This is a genomic window from Hymenobacter sp. BRD67 (assembly GCF_013256425.1).
Taxonomy (GTDB): domain Bacteria; phylum Bacteroidota; class Bacteroidia; order Cytophagales; family Hymenobacteraceae; genus Hymenobacter.
Genome location: NZ_CP053904.1, coordinates 2,779,571 through 2,799,262, shown reverse-complemented (window position 1 = coordinate 2,799,262; position 19,692 = coordinate 2,779,571). Strand labels below are relative to the sequence as shown.

General features: G+C 60.9%; 11 protein-coding genes and 1 pseudogene. 9 read left to right on the top strand and 3 right to left on the bottom strand.

Annotated features, from left to right (window positions below; translation table 11 throughout):
- Positions 1–96 precede the first annotated feature (96 nt).
- From GKZ67_RS13060 to GKZ67_RS13040, 5 genes are all read left to right on the top strand, one after another.
- Entirely contained in the window at positions 97–2,598 is a 2,502-nt protein-coding gene (locus GKZ67_RS13060; RefSeq protein ID WP_173242942.1) for a glycoside hydrolase family 31 protein, read from the top strand.
- 420 nt (positions 2,599–3,018) lie between these two features.
- Positions 3,019–3,216: a hypothetical protein gene (locus GKZ67_RS13055; protein WP_173242939.1), complete on the top strand. Its 198-nt coding sequence runs from the start codon at positions 3,019–3,021 to the stop codon at positions 3,214–3,216.
- Positions 3,213–8,279, top strand: coding sequence for a LamG-like jellyroll fold domain-containing protein (locus tag GKZ67_RS13050; RefSeq protein ID WP_173242936.1), 5,067 nt, complete (start codon positions 3,213–3,215; stop codon positions 8,277–8,279). The genes GKZ67_RS13055 and GKZ67_RS13050 overlap by 4 nt, the downstream gene beginning before the upstream one ends.
- Complete coding sequence (locus GKZ67_RS13045) at positions 8,216–8,986, top strand: T9SS type A sorting domain-containing protein (RefSeq protein ID WP_173242933.1); 771 nt, start codon at positions 8,216–8,218, stop codon at positions 8,984–8,986. The genes GKZ67_RS13050 and GKZ67_RS13045 overlap by 64 nt, the downstream gene beginning before the upstream one ends.
- Before the next feature lie 438 nt (positions 8,987–9,424).
- Positions 9,425–10,381 (top strand): cation diffusion facilitator family transporter, encoded by a 957-nt coding sequence (locus GKZ67_RS13040; protein ID WP_254244805.1) that lies wholly within the window; start codon positions 9,425–9,427, stop codon positions 10,379–10,381.
- Positions 10,382–10,481: 100 nt separating this feature from the next.
- Here the strand turns inward: GKZ67_RS13040 and GKZ67_RS13035 are convergent, their stop codons facing one another.
- From GKZ67_RS13035 to GKZ67_RS13025, 3 genes and pseudogenes are all read right to left on the bottom strand, one after another.
- Positions 10,482–11,237 carry a succinate dehydrogenase/fumarate reductase iron-sulfur subunit gene (locus GKZ67_RS13035; RefSeq protein WP_151089690.1) on the bottom strand — a complete coding sequence of 252 codons (756 nt, stop codon included), beginning with the start codon at positions 11,235–11,237 and terminating at the stop codon, positions 10,482–10,484.
- 123 nt (positions 11,238–11,360) lie between these two features.
- Positions 11,361–13,293: pseudogene (locus GKZ67_RS13030) on the bottom strand (fumarate reductase/succinate dehydrogenase flavoprotein subunit).
- Positions 13,294–13,316: 23 nt separating this feature from the next.
- Positions 13,317–14,054 carry a succinate dehydrogenase cytochrome b subunit gene (locus tag GKZ67_RS13025; protein ID WP_151089389.1) on the bottom strand — a complete coding sequence of 246 codons (738 nt, stop codon included), beginning with the start codon at positions 14,052–14,054 and terminating at the stop codon, positions 13,317–13,319.
- Positions 14,055–14,338: 284 nt separating this feature from the next.
- Between GKZ67_RS13025 and GKZ67_RS13020 the strand changes: the two genes are divergently transcribed.
- The 4 genes from GKZ67_RS13020 (at position 14,339) to GKZ67_RS13005 (ending at position 19,675) form a co-directional block, all read left to right on the top strand.
- Positions 14,339–16,435 (top strand): hypothetical protein, encoded by a 2,097-nt coding sequence (locus GKZ67_RS13020; RefSeq protein ID WP_173242931.1) that lies wholly within the window; start codon positions 14,339–14,341, stop codon positions 16,433–16,435.
- Positions 16,432–17,217 (top strand): gliding motility-associated C-terminal domain-containing protein, encoded by a 786-nt coding sequence (locus GKZ67_RS13015; RefSeq protein ID WP_173242928.1) that lies wholly within the window; start codon positions 16,432–16,434, stop codon positions 17,215–17,217. The genes GKZ67_RS13020 and GKZ67_RS13015 overlap by 4 nt, the downstream gene beginning before the upstream one ends.
- A gap of 203 nt (positions 17,218–17,420) precedes the next feature.
- Positions 17,421–18,260 carry an ACP S-malonyltransferase gene (gene fabD / locus GKZ67_RS13010; protein WP_173246794.1) on the top strand — a complete coding sequence of 280 codons (840 nt, stop codon included), beginning with the start codon at positions 17,421–17,423 and terminating at the stop codon, positions 18,258–18,260.
- 257 nt (positions 18,261–18,517) lie between these two features.
- On the top strand, positions 18,518–19,675 hold the full coding sequence (locus GKZ67_RS13005) for an acyltransferase family protein (RefSeq protein ID WP_173242925.1): 1,158 nt from the start codon (positions 18,518–18,520) through the stop codon (positions 19,673–19,675).
- Positions 19,676–19,692 lie beyond the last annotated feature (17 nt).

Below are 19,692 nucleotides of genomic sequence, written 5' to 3'. Positions count from 1 at the left end.
GTAACTTGCGAGCTGAAAGCTGCGCAGCTATCGGCTTCGGCCGGCTTTTTATCGTTAGGTGCGCAGGCCCCTCTGCTCTTCCAGCCCTTCCCCAGTATGCCTACCAATTCCGTTCAGGAAAATAACTATATGCTCAACGACCTGGCCGCCCAAGCGCGTCAGGAGCACCTGCCCGGCCCGGTGCAGCTCGTGGAGCAAACCAACGACCACCTCTTCACATTTACGACCGATAACGGGACACGCCTGCTGCTGCAGGTGCTCTCCGATAAGATTCTGCGCTTTCGCTACCTGACGCCCGAAAGCCCGGCCGAACCCGATTTCAGCTACGCCGTGCCCGACCCGGCCGTGGAGCATACCATGCGCCCCAGCGTACCGGGCTTTCTGGAGTTTAAGGAAAAGAGCGACCACTACCGCCTTACCACGGCCCGCCTGATTTGCATCGTCTGGAAGGATTCGCTGCGCACCCGCGTGCTCGACCGCTCCGGCAATATTCTTTCGGCTGATGAAAAAGGCTTTCACTGGCACCACGACGACGACACCGGCAACGACATCGTGAAGATGAGCCAGCAGGTGCCCAGCGGCGTATGCTACTACGGCCTTGGCGATAAGCCCGCCAATATGAACCTGCGCGGCCAGCGGTTTTGCAACTGGGGCTCCGATACCTACGGCTACGTAAAAGGGTCGGACCCCCTGTATAAGAATATCCCGTTTTTTCAGGTGCTGCACCAGCGCATCGCCCACGGTATTTTCTTCGATAATACCTTCAAGGCCTTCTTTGACTTTGCGGCCGAGCGCGCCGACGTGACCAGCTTCTGGGCCGAGGGCGGCGAGATGAACTACTACTTCATCTACGGCCCCACCCTGCTCGAAGTAACCGAGGAATATACCTGCCTGACCTGCCCGCCCGAGCTGCCGCCGCTCTGGACGCTGGGCTACCACCAGTGCAAGTGGAGCTACTTTCCGGAAAGCAATGTGAAGGAGATTACGAGGAGCTTGCGCGAGCGCCGTATTCCGTGCGATGCGATTTACCTCGACATCGACTACATGGATGGGTACCGGTGCTTTACCTGGAGCCCGCAGCATTTTCCCGAGCCCAAGCGCCTGGTGCAGGAGCTGGCGGCCGACGGCTTTAAGCTGGTCGTTATCATCGACCCCGGCATTAAGATTGACCCGGCTTACCCGGTGTATCAGGAGGGGCTTCAACACGACTTTTTCTGCCGCCGCGCCGATGGCCCGCTGATGAAAGGCTCGGTATGGCCCGGCCAGTGCAACTTTCCCGACTACACGCGGCCCGAGGTACGCGAATGGTGGGCTGGCCTGTTTAAGGGCCTCATTCAGGATGTGGGCGTAAAAGGCGTGTGGAATGACATGAACGAGCCCGCCGTATTTGAAAAAGGCACTTTTCCTGACGACGTGCGCTTTGGCTACGACGGCCAGCCGGCCTCGCATCGCAAGGCCCACAATATCTATGGTATGCAGATGGCCCGCGCTACCAACAATGGCGTGAAGCAGTTTAGCTACCCCAACCGGCCGTTTACCATTACGCGCAGCACGTATGCAGGCGGCCAGCGCTATTCCTCGGGCTGGACCGGCGACAACATTGCCAGCTGGGACCACCTGTGGCTGGCTAATATTCAGTGCCAGCGCCTGAGTATCAGTGGCTTCAGCTTCATCGGTTCCGACATCGGTGGCTTCATCGACACGCCCGACGGCGAGCTGTACGCCCGCTGGATTGCGCTTGGGGCGTTTCACCCGTTTTTCCGCACCCACAGCTCCGGCGACCACGGCGACCAGGAGCCCTGGAGCTTTGGCGAGCCCTACACCAGCCTGGCGCGCCACTTTATTGAGCTGCGCTACCAGCTGCTGCCCTACGTGTACACCGCCTTCTGGCAGTATACTACCCGCGGCACACCCATGCTGCGCCCGCTCACCTTCCTCGACCAGGACGACCCCGAAACCTACCTGCGCATGGCCGAGTTTTCGCTCGGCGACCACCTGCTAGTATGCCCCATCACCCAGGCCGGGGCCGACGGCCGCTGGATGTACCTGCCCAAAGGCGACTGGTACTATTACTGGACCGACGAGCTGAAAGCCGGTGGGCAGGAAGTCTGGGCGTCGGCCGACCTCACCCGTATTCCGCTCTTCGTAAAAGCCGGCGCAGTAGTGCCTATGCAGCCGGTGATGCAGTACGTGGGTGAAAAAGCGGTGGAGCAGTTGACGCTGCACGTGTACTATAAAAATGGCACCGCCGCGAGCGTGCTCTACGACGATGGCGGCGAGGGCTATGCCTACCACGAAGGCCAGCAAACCACCCGCCGCTTCACCGTGACGGGCGATGCCGCATCGCTCACGCTGACGCAGGCCACGGAGGGAAACTACCTGACACCCTACACTACCTATCGCGTGGTGCTGCACGGCCTGCCTGCCGCACTGGCGAACGTAGCCGCCGATGGCCAGCCCGTGGCCTTGAGCGAGTATCCGGCCACCGATACCACCGTGGCTGCCCCGGCCGTGGTGGTGGCCGTAGGGTTTGAGGAGGTGCGGCTGGAGCTGGCGGCTCCGTTCCCTAAAGAGCCGGCGGCTTCTCCCAAAGCGTAAAGAGCTGCAAATGACAAAAAGCTCCTGCGCTTCCATTGTGGACATGTTTTGCTGCTTGCCGAGTAGCTTTTAAGAGTCTTTAAGGGGAGCTTTTAGCTCAGATTTTTAAAATATAAAATATATAAATTTTTATTTACTATCAATGCAAAGCCATATGTGTTGCGGCACGGGCTTTTGCTCTTAATTTACATAATATAAAAATTTAAACAAAAAATATAAATATTTTTTTAGTAATTCGAATAATGAAGAAATTAGCTTGGCATTCGCTAAGCAGAACTATTCTTTCAGCTAGGCGCGGCCGTATCGCATGATAATGCGATACGGCCGCGCCTATTTTAGGCTAATCTTTGTGGGAAATTACTGGCTGCTAATTACTGCCATTAAGTAAAAAGCAGTCGGTCTACACCTTCTTTTTTCTGTATGGTAATTTTTACTTTGTTACGGGTTCGCTTGGCTGGCCTACTGACCGGGCTGCTGCTACTAAACACCCTTACCACTTTCGCCCAGGTGCCGCCCGGCAATGCGCTGGCCTTTGATGGCACAGGCGAGTACGTAACCGGCACTAACTCACTGCTGCCTCAGAATAACTCCCCCGTACCCTGGAAGCCTGGGTATTGACCACGACCACCGGCGGGGTTATATTCAACTATGGCACGGCTAGCACCAACCAGCGCTCGGGCATCCTCGTCAGCAGTGGCGGCCACCTCTATTACGTGGGCGAGTTCAACGACCTGGAAGGTAGCAAAACCATAACCGACGGCCATTGGCACCACGTAGCGGCTACCTACGACGGCACTAGCCTGAAGCTATATGTAGATGGGGTACTGGATGTTTCCAGCAATCCGGGAGCCTTCAGCACCACCGGCACCAGTTGGAACCTGGGCAAGCGTATTCCGCCGCTCACGTCGAACGAGCTGTTTACGGGCCATATCGACGAGATGCGCGTGTACAGCACGGCGCTGACCCCGGCCCAACTGCAAGCCGACATGACCCATACCAGCGTGGCCGTGCCGGGCAGCCTGGTGGCGTACTACGATTTTGATACGGGTACGGCCGGCGGCAACAACACCGGGCTGACGACCCTGACCGACCGCAGCAGCAACGCGCAAAACGGAACGCTGACTGGCTTTGCCCTCACCGGCACCACTTCGAACTGGGTAGAAAGCTACGCGCTGGTGGTGCCCGCGCTCGCACCCTCTTCCGGTATCAGCAGCACCGGCTTCACGGCCAGCTGGACGGCCCCGGCCATCGGCACCGTCACCAACTACGTGCTTGACTATTCCACCTCGCCCGGCTTTACAGCGGGCGTGGCTACGGTGAGCCCGGCGGCCGGTACTACCAGCCGGGCACTTAGCGGACTGATGCCCAATACGACGTACTACCTGCGCCTGCGGGCCGATAAAGCCAGCGTAACCGGCCAGGGTGCTTACGCTGCCATCGGCACGGGGCGCACTGCCACGGCCCAGGCACCGCCCGGCAATGCGCTGGATTTGGACGGAGTAGATGATTATGTGCGCATCCCTGACAATAGCGCCCTCGACTTTGGGGCGGGCGATTTCACGGTAGAGGGCTGGGTGCTGAAGGAGGCCAACTCCTCGAGCTACTCAAATGCCGTTGGCCCGGGAGGCAAATGGAACACGGGCGGTTCGCCCGGTACCAACGAGTGGCTGCTGCAAACCACGGTGAGCGGCAGCGACAACCTGCCCTCCTTTCTGTTGGAAAGCGGCACGACCACCTACAGCTGCAATGGCCTGGTGCCCCTGGCATTGAACCGCTGGTACCACCTGGCCGGGGTGCGTCAGGGAAATCAGCTGCTGCTTTACGTGAATGGCGTGCTCCAGGCGACAACGGTCATTCCGGCTACGGCGGCGGTTAACAAAGCGGGGCGCGACCTGCTGCTGGGGGCCATTGCGGTAAATACTGCCAGCTATTTTGCCAACGAGCGCCTTGACGAGGTCCGGATATGGAGCCTGGCCCGCACGGCGGCCCAGATTCAGGCGGCCTACCTCAACCAGCCGGCCTTGCCCCAGACCGGGCTGGTGGCCGCCTATAACTTTGACCAGGGCACGGCCGGCGGCTCCAATACCACTGTCACTTCCCTAACCGACCAGACGGGTAACCTGCACGATGGTACCCTGAATAACTTCAGCCTGACCAGCACTACCTCCAACTGGGTAGAAAGCTACGCGCTGGTGGTGCCCGCGCTGGGAGCCGCTACGGCCAGCACCGCCACCGGCTTCACGGCCAACTGGACAGCCCCAGCCATCGGCACTGTGGACAACGGCTACCGCCTCGATGTGGCCACTTCCAATACGTTTACGGCGGCATCGCTGGTAGCGGGCTCGCCTTTCGCTGCAGCTGGCACCAGCCAGGTCGTGACCGGCCTCGACCCGACCCAGACCTACTACTACCGCGTGCGAGCCGACAAAGCCTCGGTCACCGGCCAGGGCGCTTCCAGTGCTACGGGCCTGCGCCGGGCCCCTACCCCGATAGTGCCGCCCGGCAACGCGCTGGCCTTCGACGGCAACGACGACTACGTGGCAGTAGCCACCCAGCCCGCCCTCGACAATCTGGGCCTGGGCTCGTTTACGCTGGAGGCGTGGGTGTATGGTACTAATCTGTCGGCGGTCAACTCCATTATCCGCAAGAGCGGCGACTATAACCTGGTGCTGCTGTCGGGCGGGCTGCTGTATGCGGAAGTCTGGTCTGGGGGCATGAGCAACCCGACCCGCTCGTACGCTACGGCGACCGCGGCCATTACGCAAAACCACTGGACGCACGTGGGCGCCACCTGGGATGGCACGACCCTTAAGCTATACGTGAACGGCGTAGCAGTGGCAGCCACGCCAGGCTCGTTAGCCATCGCGACAGCTGAACCTTTACAGATAGGCCGCTCAGCTGCGTATAACCAGGCCTTTAACGGCCGCCTCGACGAAGTGCGCATCTACAACGCGGCCCTGACGGCCGCCCAGGTGCAGGCCGATATGACCAGCACCAGCGCCGCCCTGCCGGCCAGCCAGCTGCTCTACTACAACTTTGACCAGGGCACGGCCAGCGGCTCCAACGCGGGATATACCACCGTGGCTAACCAGGCCGCCGATGCCGCCCACGGCATCCTGAATAACTTCAGCCTGACCGGCACGACCTCGAACTGGGTGGAAAGCTACGCCCTGCTGCAACCCACCGGCCTGGCTGTATCGGCCCGCACCGGCACCGGCTTCACCGCCAGCTGGGTGGCTCCGCTCCTCAACGGCGCGCCCCCGGCGGCCGGCGAAGTAGAGGGCTATGTGCTTGACGTATCTACGTCGGCCACGTTTGCTTCCGGCGTCACGTCCTTTCCCGTGGCAGGGGCCGGCACTACCAGTGTAGCGGCCACAGGGCTCGCCAACGGCACCAACTACTACGTAGGTGTGCGGGCCGAAAAGAGCACTGTAACCGGCCAGGGCGCGTACTCGCCCATCGTACTCACCCACACCGTAGGCACCGATGCCAAGCTCTCCAACCTGGTAGCCTCGGCGGGTGTGCTGACTCCTGCCTTTGCTACTGCTACGCTGGCGTACATCCTGTATGTGGGAGCCGGTACCAGCACCTACACCCTGACGCCCACGGCTAGCAACAGCTACACCAGCATTCTGGTGAACGGCACCGCCGTGGCCAGCGGCTCGGCCTCAGCGACCCTGAACGTGGGCAGTACCGCCACTATCGTGCTGACGTCGGAAGACGGCAACACCACTGCTACCTACACCGTGCAGGCCATGGTGGCGCCCGGTTACTTCCGCAGCGTGGCCACCGGCAACTGGGGCGACCCTGCTACCTGGGAGGCCTCGTACGACGGCAGTACCGGCTGGGCGGCGGCGCCCGTGGCCCCCACCGGCAGCTATGTAGGCACGGTGAATGTGCGCAACAGCCACGTGGTGACAGTAGCCGTCACCACCAGCACCAAAACCACTACTATCGAAAGCGGCGGTATCCTGAACACGCTGGCTGGCCAGCCGCTGACCATCCCGAGCGGTGCCACCATGACCGTGAACGCGGGCGGCGTGCTGTCCATCGGCAAGCTGAGCGGGACCGACGGCGTGACGGGCACCAGCACCAACCTGGGCACGCTGAGCGTGACCGGTACCAATGCCCTCACGGTGAACGGTACACTGGTGCTGAACACGGGCACGACCACGCCGGTCAGCCAGGGCATCTTCGCCACGACTACGACCATTGGAAACGGCGGCCGGCTGGTGCAGTATGCTACGTATGCTAATATTTCCATGCCGGCTCCCACCTGGAGCGCCGGCTCGACGCTGGAGCTGGCCGGGGGCATCGCCAGCCAGACCTATGCTATTGTCAGCCAGACGCTGCAAAACCTGGATGTGAACCTCGCGGGCCTGCCCAGCGGCTCCGCTACATTGGCCCAGCCCTATCTGTTCTCGACCTCCGCCAATGTCACCGTGGCGGGCACCCTCACCGTGCGCAGCACCGGGGCGGGAACCGTGGCGGGCACCCTGCGCCTGTTTAACGGACCCACTACCGGCTCGCTCACGCTGGGCAGCGTAGACGGCAGCGGCAACCGCACCGGCGGCTATGTGCAGCAAGCCGGCACCAGCGTGGTGGGCAGCTTCGGCGGCAACAGCGGCACCACGGGCACTCCCCTCACCGTGCAGGGCAGCTTTCAGCTCAACGGCGGCACGTTTGCGGCGGCGCAGGCCCTTAATACGGGTACCTCCACGCTCCGTGCCACTCCGCTTACGGTAAACGGCGACTTCGCGGTGGCCAGCGGGGCTACGTTCAACCTGCTATCGGCGGCGCAGGGCGCAACCGCCAACTATGCGGGCGGCACGGTGGCGCTGAACGGCAACTTCAGCAACGCCGGTACTGTGAGCACCGGCAACACGGCCAGCACTACCCAGAAGCTGCTCTTTGGCAAAGCCGGTACCCAGACCTTTAGTAATACCGGCACGATATCGGGCCTGGTAAACGCCCAGGTGAACAGCGGCACTATTCTCGACCTGGGCACCAGCGCCTTCACCGGCACAGGCTACTTCACTACGCAGAGCGGCTCGACGCTACGCCTGGGCAGCCCCGATGGTATCAGCGCCAGCGGCACGGCTACCGGCAACGTGCAGAGCACCGGCACCCGCACCTTCAACGGCAGCTTTGAGTATTACGGGCCGGTGGCGCAGATGACGGGCACCGGCTTGCCGGCTACGCTGGCGGCTACCAGCACGCTCGCCTTCAACAACCCGGCCGGCGTCACCCTTTCGCAGGCGACTTCCGTGCCCGGCACCCTCCAGCTCAAGCAGGGTGTGGTGACGACCACCGCCACCAACCTGCTCACGCTGGGCACCGGCCCCACCGTGGCGGGCACCCTCGATGCCACGGCCAGCAACTCGGGCAGTGTGGTGGGCCCCTTTAAGTGCTGGATTCCGGCCACTGCGGGCTCGTATACCTTCCCGGTGGGCACGCCCACGCTGCTGCGCCCGGCCACCATCAACTTCACTACGGCACCCACCGCGGCCGGCTCGCTCACGGCCGAATTTATCGCCCAGCCTTCCGGCAACCAGGGCCTGCCCTTACCGAGGGCAGCATCAACGTCAACCAGGCTGCAACCAGCGGCTACTGGCACGTGGCGGCGGGCGATAACCTGGCTGGTGGTACCTACACGCCCAGTTTCACCTTCACCGGCCTGAGCGGCGTGCGCGACTACACCCAGCTGGTGCTGCTCAAGCGCCCCGACGCGGCCTCCAACTGGGCCCTGGTGGGCACGCATGTGCCCACCACCGGCTCCAACGCGGCTCCCGTACTCAGCCGAACCGGCGTGACGGGCTTCTCCGACTTCACCGCCGGCGGCGATGCCAACGTGAACCCGCTCCCCGTGGAGCTGGTAAGCTTCACGGCGCAAGCTCAGGGCAGGGTAGTGGCCCTGACCTGGCGCACAGCTTCGGAAAAAAACAGCTCCCGCTTTGAGGTAGAGCGTAGCGCCAATGGGTCCGATTTTGAGCGCATTGCCACCGTGGCCGCCGCTGGCAGCAGCCCGAATGCCCAGGCGTATGCCTACACCGACAGTCAGCTGCTCAGTGGTGTAACGCTGCTTTACTACCGCCTGCACCAGCTCGACCTGGATGGCCAGGCTGCCTACTCGCCCGTCCGCAGCGTGGCCATCGCCTCACCTCCGGCTGGCCTCACGGTGTTTCCTAACCCAGCCACCCGGGCGGCCACCCTTGCCGGAGCACTACCCGGTACGCGGGTCCTGGTGCTTGATGCATTGGGTCGCACCGTGCTTACGGCCACGGTTGATGCCGCTGGCACGGCCGCGCTCGTGCTGCCGGACGGCTTAGCCAGTGGCATATACGTGGTGCGTGCCGGCACTCAGGCCCAGCAACTGGTAATCGAATAGCCGATAGCCCTGGTATACTAAGTTGCCCTCACAGGGTAAGTACAAAAATCCCCGGCCATTGGTCGGGGATTTTTGCATCCGGCCCAAAGCCTGTTCGTAAAGTCAGCCTGCCGGCAGTGGCCCGGCTTAGGAGCGCAAGCTTCAGGTCTGTATAGAGCTTGACTGGTGCGGGCTGCCGGCTTTGGGCAGGCTGTCCGCTCGTCGGCTTCGCCGCTCGGGCTGGCTACGAGCGTACAGCGGCAACTCGCCTTTCCTGCCTGCTGTGCAGGACGTGTGCAAAACCAGTAAGTGCCGCCCCAGCGGACTTTGGCGCTTGAGTAAGAGTGGTCAGCTACTTGCTCGAAAGCTTTAGCCTAAACCAGAGCCGGCCCGTATTAGCTGCGCCAACCAGCGGCGGGCGGTGTGGCCCGCCAACTGTTATTTCTTACCTTCCTCACTTTGGCTGCTTCTCCCAAAACCGACGCGCCTCAATCTAAAACTGCCATTGTGGCCGCGCTGGCGGCCAACCTGGGCATTGCGGCCATCAAGTTTGCTGCGGCGTGGTTTACGGGCTCGTCGGCCATGCTTTCCGAGGCCATTCACTCGCTGGTAGATACGGCCAACGAGTGGCTGCTGCTGCTGGGGCTGCGCGCCAGCCAGCAGCCGGCTACCGCGCACCGGCCCTTCGGCTACGGGCGCGAGCTGTACTTCTGGGCCTTTATGGTGGCGGTATTTATCTTCCTGATTGGCGGTGGCCTGTCGCTTTATGAAGGCTACGAGCACCTGCGCCACCCCACGCCGCTTAGTAACCTTACCTGGAACTACGTGGTGCTGAGCCTAGCATTTTGCTTCGATGGGGGCTCCTTTCTGGTCGCGCGGCGCACGTTTAACGCCCAGCGGGGCGGGCAGCCTTTCTGGAAGGCGTTTCGCGACAGTAAGGACCCGGCCATTTTCGTGGTTCTTTTTGAGGATGCGTCCGATTTGCTGGGGCTGCTAATTGCGTTTCTGGGCGTGTTTCTCAGCCACTGGCTGAATAGGCCGGCGCTCGATGGCGTGGCCTCGCTGCTTATCGGGCTGCTGCTGCTGGTAGTGGCCGGCCTGCTGCTGCGCGAAACCAAAAGTCTGCTGCTGGGCGAGCCTGCCGAAGAGGCCGTCCTCCAGCGCATTGCCGAACTGGTAGATGCTGAAAAGGCCGTAGCCCGCACGGCTGCGCCGCTGTCATCTTATCTCAGCCCACACGAAATTCTGGTTGTCCTAACCGTCAGCTTCGAGCCCAGCTTGCCAGCTGCGCAGGTAGTCGAAATTATTGAGCGCCTGCGCACTGCCGTTCAGCAGGCGCATCCCGACGTCAAGCACCTCTTTATTCAGCCCGTAGCCGCCAGTAAGCAAACAGATTATGGAAGCTCAGTAGCTTAATAATATTAAATAGTATATATTTAATATTTTGGCCTTGCAACGTAAAAAGGGCGCGTCAGTTTATCTGACGCGCCCTTTTTACGTTGCAGGTAGCTGGTGGCTACGCCAGATTGTTCGACGATACCTTGGCCGTGAGGAACTCGCGGTTCAGGATGGCGATATTTTCCAGCGAGATGCCCACCGGGCACTCGGCAGCGCACGAGCCGATGTTGGAGCAGGCGCCGAAGCCCTCGATGTCCATCTGGGCTACCATATTCTCCACGCGGGTTTTGGCTTCCACCTGGCCCTGGGGAAGCAGCGCCAGCTGCGACACCTTGGCGCTCACGAAGAGCATGGCCGACGCGTTTTTGCAGGCCGCCACGCAGGCGCCACAGCCAATGCAGGTAGCGGCCTCAAACGCCCGGTCCGAAATCTCCTTCGGAATCGGAATCTCGTTGCCGTCGGGCGTGCCGCCGGTGTTCACACTCACGTAGCCACCCGCCTGAATGATGCGGTCGAAGGCCGAGCGGTCTACGCTCAGGTCTTTGTTCACGGGGAAGGCATTGGCACGCCAGGGCTCCACGGTGATAGTATCACCATCGGAGAACTTACGCATGTGCAGCTGGCAGGTAGTGGTACCCTTTTCGGGACCGTGCGAGCGGCCGTTGATAAACAAGTCGCACGAGCCGCAGATGCCCTCGCGGCAGTCATGGTCGAAAGCTACCGGGTCCTGGCCTTTGTGCAGCAGGTCCTCGTTGAGCACATCCAGCATTTCAAGAAACGACATATCCGGAGATATCTCATTTACCTTATATTCTACAATCTGGCCTTCGGTCTGGCGGTTGGGCTGCCGCCACACGCGCAGCGTCAGGTTCATTGGTTTAGCGTTGGGGTTGGAGCCGGCCATCTTACTTCTAATTGGGAATTAAGAACAAAGAAGGAGAAATTGAAAAGAGAGCCCAGGGCTGCTCGGCAATTCTCATGCGCTGTTCCTCAGTAATTACTTATAGCTGCGCTGCGTGAGTTTGACGTTCTCAAACACCAGCTCCTCCTTATTGAGACGCTCGGGCTGGTTGTCACCCATGTACTCCCAGGCTGCCACATAGGCATAGTGGTCGTCGTCGCGCAGGGCTTCGCCTTCGGGCGTCTGGTATTCCTCGCGGAAGTGACCGCCGCAGCTTTCGTTGCGGTCGAGGGCGTCGTCTACCATCAGCTCGCCCAGCTCCAGGAAGTCGGCCACGCGGCCGGCTTTTTCCAGCGCCTGGTTCATGTCCTCATTAGAGCCTACCACCTTTACATCCTGCCAGAACTCGCGCCGCAGCTGCTGAATGGCGGCTTTGGCATGTTTCAGGCCTTCGGCATTGCGGGCCATGCCGCAGTACTCCCACATGATGTGGCCCAGCGCCTTATGAAACTGGTCGGGCGTCCGGTTGCCATTAATGCTGAGCAGCTGCTCGACGCGGGCCTGCACACCGGCTTTCGCCTCAGCGAAGGCCGGGTGGTCGGTCGTTACCGGCTTGGGCGGCGTAGAAGCCAGGTAATCGCCAATAGTGTAAGGAATTACGAAGTAGCCATCGGCCAGGCCCTGCATCAGGGCCGAAGCGCCGAGGCGGTTGGCCCCGTGGTCGGAGAAGTTGCACTCGCCCGCGGCATAGAGGCCAGGAATGGTCGTCTGAAGGTTGTAGTCAACCCACAGGCCGCCCATGGTGTAGTGTACCGCCGGGTAGATGCGCATGGGCATCTCATAGGGGTTCTCGTCGGTAATCTTCTCGTACATCTCGAAAAGGTTACCATATTTCTGGCTTACCGCTTCGGCGCTGGTGCGCTTGATAACGTCGGCAAAGTCGAGGTACACGGCCAGGCCCGTCGAGCCTACGCCCCGGCCCTCGTCGCACATCTGCTTGGCGTTGCGCGAGGCTACGTCGCGGGGCACCAGGTTGCCGAAGGCCGGGTACTTGCGCTCCAGGAAGTAGTCGCGGTCGTCCTCTTTGATATCCTGCGGCTTCACTTCGCCTTTGCGCACGCGCTCGGCCATTTCCACCGTTTTAGGCACCCACACGCGGCCATCGTTGCGCAGCGACTCCGACATCAGCGTCAGCTTCGACTGATAGTCGCCCGATACCGGAATGCAGGTGGGGTGAATCTGGGTAAAGCAGGGGTTGGCAAAATAAGCCCCTTTCTTGTGCGCCCGCCAGGCGGCCGTCACGTTGCAGTATTTGGCGTTGGTGCTCAGGTAGAACACGTTGCCGTAGCCGCCGGTAGCCAGCACCACCGCGTGGGCCGCGTGGGTCTGGGTTTCGCCGGTGATGAGATTACGCGTCACGATACCGCGCGCCTGGCCATCGATTACAACGATATCGAGCAGCTCTGAGCGGGTGTACATCTTCACCTTGCCGTAGGCAATCTGCCGGCTCAGCGCCGAATAGGCCCCAGCAGTAGCTGCTGGCCGGTCTGGCCGCGGGCGTAGAACGTGCGGCTTACCTGCGCGCCCCCAAACGAGCGGTTGGCCAGCAGCCCGCCGTACTCGCGGGCAAAGGGCACACCCTGCGCCACGCACTGGTCGATAATATTCACCGATACCTGAGCCAGGCGGTACACATTGGCCTCACGGGCGCGGTAGTCGCCGCCCTTGATGGTGTCGTAGAACAAGCGGAAAACCGAGTCGCCGTCGTTCTGGTAGTTTTTGGCAGCGTTGATACCGCCCTGCGCCGCGATGGAGTGCGCCCGGCGCGGCGAGTCGTGGTAAGTAAACGCTTTTACGTTGTAGCCCAGCTCGGCCAGCGAGGCGGCCGCCGAGGCGCCGGCCAGGCCGGTACCCACCACAATCACATCGTATTTCCGCTTGTTGGCGGGGTTAACGAGCTTGACGTTAAACTTGTGTTTGTCCCATTTCTCGGCCAGGGGCCTTCGGGCGCTTTGGAATTCAGAATCATATAGGGTAGCTAAGAAACTGAGGTTAGTTGAACGCCAGCACAAGCTGGTGCAGCACGGCCGGCGCGTTGCTTACCAGGGCTCCTTTCTCGTTGGTAAACAAGAGAAAGTAAAGCGGCATCGAAGCAAAGCCAGCCGATACAATGACAGCGAACGCATAGCCAAAGTTTTTAATAAGCGGCATGTATTTGCGGTGGTTGAGGCCCAGCGTCTGGAAGCCCGAGCGGAAGCCGTGCCAGAGGTGGTAGCCGAGGCTGGCCTGCGCCGCCACGTAGAGCACCACGTACCACCACTGATGAAACGACGATACCACTACCTGATACAGGTTATCGTTGTGGTTAATATCGGTATCAAGGGTGCCGAAGCGGGCGCGCCAGAAGAAATTGTACAGGTGCACAATCAAAAACACCAGGATGATGGAGCCCAGAATGCCCATGTTGCGGGATGTCCACTCCGAGTTTTGCTTGGCCTGCCACTGGTCGTACTGGTGCGAGCGGGCGCCTTTGTTACGGTTAGTGAGCATGAGGGCTTCGTAGATGTGGAAGCCGAAGCCCAGCACCAGGCCCCACTCCAGGGTGCGGATAATGGGGTTGTGCCCCATAAAATGCGAGTAAACGTTGAAGGCAACGCCATCATCGTTTTTGAAAAGCTGGAGGTTGCCAACCAGGTGGACTACCAGAAAGGAACAGAGAAACAGGCCCGTAAGGGACATGATTATCTTGCGCCCGATGCTGCTGGTGAAGGTTTTTGTAAACCAGTTCATAGAGATTTCAGCCGAGAAATTGACCGTTTGTAACGCCCAAAGGTAGGGCCGGCCGCGCCCTCAGCCCAAGGTAGCAAGGTAACATTAGCGTTATTTAGAAAGGTTAAATCCAGCAGCTCCGCCCTGGGTAGCCGGGGCTGAATCAATCTCGCCCGAATACCGTTAGGCAATTTGCTGCTTACTTTAGGATAACCAAGCTCGTTTGCGAATGGTTGAGAAACCAAAGTAATTGCGCTAAGGTCCGATTTTTGCGGCAGTAGGCGGTCTTTCAACACTGGTAGTTTATGCGAATTTTTTTATCATTCGGGAAGAATGGGGGTCGGGGTGCCGGGCTGCTGGCTGCGCTGTTGCTGGTACTGGGCTGGCTTTGCCCGCAGGCAGCGCAGGCCACCCACATCCGGGCGGGCGATATCCAGGCCAAAGTTGATACGATTACGGGCAACCCTAATCACATCTACTTCAGGCTCACGCTTTACCTCGACCCCAGCGCACCGGGTAAGCAGCCGGCTGCTACCATTTTCTTTGGCGATGGCACCTTCAGCGGCGTAGATGGCATTCCGCGAGCTACCGATGTTATTCTGGCTTCTAACCCCGGAGTTGAGGTTAGTACGTATCTGTTTGACCATATATATCCAGGTCCTAATTCTAATGGCTACCTGGTAAGCTTTGTGGGCGAGAACCGGGTAGGTGGCGTTGTGAATATGGCCAGCTCGATAAACCAGACTTTTTATATCAATTCGCGCATTGTAATTGACCCCTCGCTGGGCCGCAACCACTCGCCGGTGCTGCGCGCCCCGGCTATCGACCGAGCCGGGCTGGGGCAGGTGTTTTTGCACAATCCGGCCGCTTATGATGCCGACGGCGATTCGCTCGCCTTCAAGCTGCGGCCCAGCCAGCAGGCCGCAGTCGGAGTAGCAGGAGACGCCATCCAGGCGGCTATCAATAATAATAATACGCCGATTAACAAAGTATGTGACGGCTTCGTGTTTCCGGATGATCCGGCTATTGCGCCGGGGGCTTTGCAGGTGCCCTACTCGGGGGTGCCGGCCAGCACGGGGGGGCCGGCCATTTTTGTGCAGGATGTGCATACGGGCCAGATTACCTGGAATGCCCCGGCCAAAGCCGGGTATTACAACGTAGCCTTCACCGTAGAAGAATGGCGGCGCTCGGCGGCGGGGCATCGGCTTATCGGGCAGGTTATCCGCGATATGCAGATTCTGGTAGTCGCAACCAGCAACCTGCGGCCCAACCTGACGGCCCCGCCCGACGTGTGCGTGGTAGCCAACCAGCGCGTGACGCTCAATATCTCGGCCGCCGACGGGTCGGCTCCCAATGCCCAGGCGCCAACCAATGTAACGCTCTATGCTTACAGCGGCACTATTCCGCCGGCTACGTTTACCCAGAATAACGTAGGGACTTCCGTAACCGGCACCTACACCTGGACGCCCACCTGTGCCAACGTAGCCAGCGAGCCCTATATCGTGGTGTTCAAGGCGCAGGACAAACCCGCTAACCCGGCGGTTGACCCCATCCTCATTGATGAGAAGCCGGTGCGGATAACGGTAATCGGGCCGCCGCCCCAAAACCTTAAGACTGTGCCGGCCATTGGCAATCCTAATCCTGCTGTGCAGGTAAGCTGGGACAACTATGCGTGTGGCAATGCCAGCCAGATGCTGATTTATCGTAAAGAAAACCCGTCGAGCTTTGTGCCCGGCGATTGCCAGACAGGAATACCAGCCAACGCGGGCTACACGCAGGTGGGAACCGTGGCGGCAACTGCTACTACGTTCACCGACGATAACGCCGGCAAAGGCCTGACCAGGGGCGTAACGTACTGCTACCGCATCTACGCCACCTTCCCGCTGCCGGCCGGAGGGGCCAGCATCGCGTCGGCAGAAAGCTGCGTCACCCTGAGTGGCCGCTCGGCGATGATTACGAATGTGGATGTGAATAAAACCGACGCCAACTTCGGGCAGATAACCGTGAAGTGGACGCAGCCCCGGCCAAACAGCGGTACGTATAGCGCACCGTATGGCTACCGCCTCAGCCGAAGCACGGGCACCGGGCCCGCCGTGCTGCTCCCTGCTATCACCAATCTGACCGATACGACCTACGTTGACCAGGGGCTGAATACTGTGGCTAACCAGTACACGTATTCGCTTACTTTCTTCAACACTGACCAGTCGGGGGCGACGCCGGTTGAAAAAACTGAAGTCTCGCCCACGGCTACCAGCGTGCGTACCAGCCTGGTTCCCGACGGCCTGGCCAAAACCATTACCGTCACCTGGGCTTACAAGGTGCCCTGGGATAACAGCAAGCAGCCTAGTCGCATCTATCGCCAGGACCTGGGCACGGGGCTTTCAACCAGATTGCGACCGTGACGCCCGGCCCTACCAGCGGTACCTATGTAGATAACGACAGCAAGCTGCAAGTGGGCCAGCAGTACTGTTACTACGTGCAGACCACCGGCCAGTACCCCAACTACAGCTTCCTGAGCAGCCTGCTCAACAACAGCCAGCAAACCTGTACCACGCTGCAATCGGTGCCCTGCACGCCGGTGCTCACGCTACAGGTGACGAACTGCGACAGCCTGTCGAAGATTACCTACGACCCGTCTGCTAATCAGCTTTATCAAAATAACCTGCGCTGGACGACGGGCAGTGCGCCCACCGGCTGCCTGACCAATGCGGTGCGCTACCGTATTTTCCGTAGCGACACGGAAACGGGTACGTATATACTGATTGACTCGACCCAGCAGCTCACGTATAGCGACCGCAATCGGCCCCGCCCCACCTACTGCTACAAGGTGCAGGCAGTAGCCGCAAATGGCCTGCGCAGCGGCTTGAGTAACTCGGCCTGCCAGAGCGATTGCGTATACTTTATTCTGCCCAATATCTTTATTCCCGGCAGCAGCTCGAAAGCCAATCAGGTATTCCGGCCCAAAACAACCAGTCCGCTGCTGCACACGCACATCCAGATATTTAACCGCTGGGGGCGCAAGGTGTACGAGAGCGACCAGGACCCTTACATTAACTGGACCGGCGGCGGTGCCACGAGCGAAAGCGCGCCCGGCGGCCTGGCTTCGGGGGCATTTACTATTACCTGGCCGAAGTGGAGTTTGCCGATGCAGCCCAAACCAAGCGCACCTACAAAGGGTGGGTAGAGCTGGTTCGATAAATAGGGAATTTACTATATTAGAAAAGCCGCCCTCGCCGGGGCGGCTTTTTTGGCTTTATTTTGCCGGGCCGGCACTAACTGCCGGCTTTTGTGGAATATTAAATTTTTACTATCTTGAATCCTTCCCACCCTTCCGAAGCCGCCCCGACGGCCGTGCTGTTTCCCGGTCAGGGCTCGCAGTTTCCGGGCATGGCCCGCGAGCTGTTCGAGCAGAGCGAGGCCGCCCGCGCCCTGCTCACGCAGGCCAACGATATCCTGGGCTTCAACCTCACCAAGCTTCTATTTGAGGGCAGCGAAGAAGATTTGCGCCGCACGGATGTGACGCAGCCGGCCGTGTTTGTGCATTCGGTGGCGCAGTTCGTGGCCCGGCCCGACTGGCAGCCCGCGATGGTGGCCGGCCACTCGCTGGGCGAGTTTTCGGCGCTGGTGGCAGCCGGGGTGCTCACCTTCGCCGATGCGCTGCCGCTGGTGGCGCGCCGCGCCCAGGCCATGCAGGCCGCCTGCGAAGAGCAGCCCGGCACGATGGCCGCCATCCTGGGCCTGGCCGATGAGGCCGTGGAGCGGGGCTGCCAGGACGTAGCGGCCGGCGGCGACGTCGTGGTAGCCGCCAACTACAACTGCCCCGGCCAGCTCGTTATCTCGGGCTCGGTGGCGGGCGTTACCAAAGCCTGCGAGGTGCTGAAAGCCGCCGGCGCCAAGCGCGCCCTGCTGCTGCCGGTGGGTGGGGCCTTCCACTCGCCGCTGATGCAGTCGGCCCAGGCCGCGCTGGCCGAGGCTATCGAGCGCACCAGCTTCCAGGCGGCCCGCTGCCCCGTGTACCAGAACGTGGACGCGGCTCCGCACCGTGACCCGGCCGCAATCAAGACCAACCTGCTGGCCCAGCTCACTGCCCCCGTTCGTTGGACGCAGAGCGTGCAGGCCATGTTCCGCGACGGCGCCACGCACTTCGTGGAATGCGGCCCCGGCAAGGTGTTGCAGGGCCTGGTCAAGAAAATCGAGCCTGCCGCCACGGCCGGCTCGGCCGCGTAGCACTCCGGCTTTTACGGCGGCCGGCGGGTGCTGGGAAGCTGTTTAGGAAGTCAGCCAAAAATCTTTTTGAACGTCATGCTGAGCCTGTCGAAGCATCTCCATCGCTTCGACAGGCTCAGCATGACGTTCTCATATTTCCTAGACAGCTTCTAGGTGTAGCGACGCGAAGGGTCGCGTCGCTACACTTCGTGCACCAACCCGGCATTTGCACGACTGACTCGCGGTGCTTTGCAAGGGCAAGCTATATTTAGCTCCCTATGCAGGCTGTCTCGCTATCAACCAAGCCCCATTACCCCATCCTCGACGGCCTGCGGGGCGTGGCGGCCCTGGTGGTCGTGGCCTTTCACCTGTGCGAGGCCCACGCCACCAGTCACCTCGACCAGCTTATCAACCACGGCTACCTGGCGGTGGATTTCTTCTTTCTGCTGTCGGGCTTCGTGATTGGCTACGCCTACGACGACCGGTGGGGCCGCCTCCGGGTGGGCGGCTTCTTCAAGCGGCGGCTGGTGCGCCTGCAGCCGATGGTAGTAATGGGGATGGTAATCGGGGCAGGGTTTTATTACTTCCAGGCGGGCAGCCTGTGGCCCGCCATCGGCCCGACGCCGGGGTGGCTGGTGCTACTCGTGCTGCTGCTGGGCTGCTTGCTGGTGCCGGTGCCGCCTGCCCTCGACATTCGGGGCTGGCACGAAACCTATCCGCTCAACGGGCCGGGCTGGTCGCTGTTCTTTGAGTATATAGCCAACGTGTTGTACGCCACGCTCGTGCGCCGCTTCTCTAACGCGGCCCTGGCCGGGCTGGTGGCGCTGGCGGCGGGACTGCTGCTGCACCTGGCGCTCACCAGCCCCGAGGGCGACGTTGTGGGCGGCTGGTCGCTGGAGCCGGAGCAGCTGCACATCGGCTTCGCCCGCCTGCTGTACCCGTTTTTTGCGGGGCTGCTGCTGTTTCGGCTGGCCCGGCTGCGTCGCATTGCCAATGCCTTTGGATGGAGCAGCCTCTTGGTGGTAGGGGTGCTGGCCATGCCCCGCATCGGCAGCCCCGCGCACCCGTGGCAAAATGGGCTCTACGATGCGCTCAGCATCCTGCTCGTTTTCCCCGGTATTATCTTCATGGGAGCCAGCGGGGCGGTGCGCTCGGCCCCGGCCAAGCGGCTATGCCGCTTCCTGGGCGATATTTCGTACCCGATTTACATCACGCATTATCCGCTCATCTACACCTACACGGCCTGGGTCGCGGCGCACAAAATTCCCTTGCGCACCGGCTGGCCCGTGGCGGCGCTGGTGTTTGTGGCCGCCGTGATTCTGGCTTATGGTTGCTTGAAATTTTACGATGAGCCGGTGCGGGAATGGTTGAAAAAAAAGGTGTTGGTGAATGGGGGAGCTCAGTCGGAGGGCAAAATATCTTCTGTAATCAGATAAGAACCAGCAAGCTTTCT

What these genes read in the sequence shown, in the direction of transcription:
- fabD (WP_173246794.1), top strand. Translation starts at nt 17,421, where the DNA reads ATGGCCCGCGAGCTGTTCGAGCAGAGCGAGGCCGCCCGCGCCCTGCTC.
- GKZ67_RS13035 (WP_151089690.1), bottom strand. Translation starts at nt 11,237, where the DNA reads ATGAACCTGACGCTGCGCGTGTGGCGGCAGCCCAACCGCCAGACCGAA.
- GKZ67_RS13005 (WP_173242925.1), top strand. Translation starts at nt 18,518, where the DNA reads ATGCAGGCTGTCTCGCTATCAACCAAGCCCCATTACCCCATCCTCGAC.
- GKZ67_RS13020 (WP_173242931.1), top strand. Translation starts at nt 14,339, where the DNA reads ATGCGAATTTTTTTATCATTCGGGAAGAATGGGGGTCGGGGTGCCGGG.
- GKZ67_RS13060 (WP_173242942.1), top strand. Translation starts at nt 97, where the DNA reads ATGCCTACCAATTCCGTTCAGGAAAATAACTATATGCTCAACGACCTG.
- GKZ67_RS13055 (WP_173242939.1), top strand. Translation starts at nt 3,019, where the DNA reads ATGGTAATTTTTACTTTGTTACGGGTTCGCTTGGCTGGCCTACTGACC.
- GKZ67_RS13025 (WP_151089389.1), bottom strand. Translation starts at nt 14,054, where the DNA reads ATGAACTGGTTTACAAAAACCTTCACCAGCAGCATCGGGCGCAAGATA.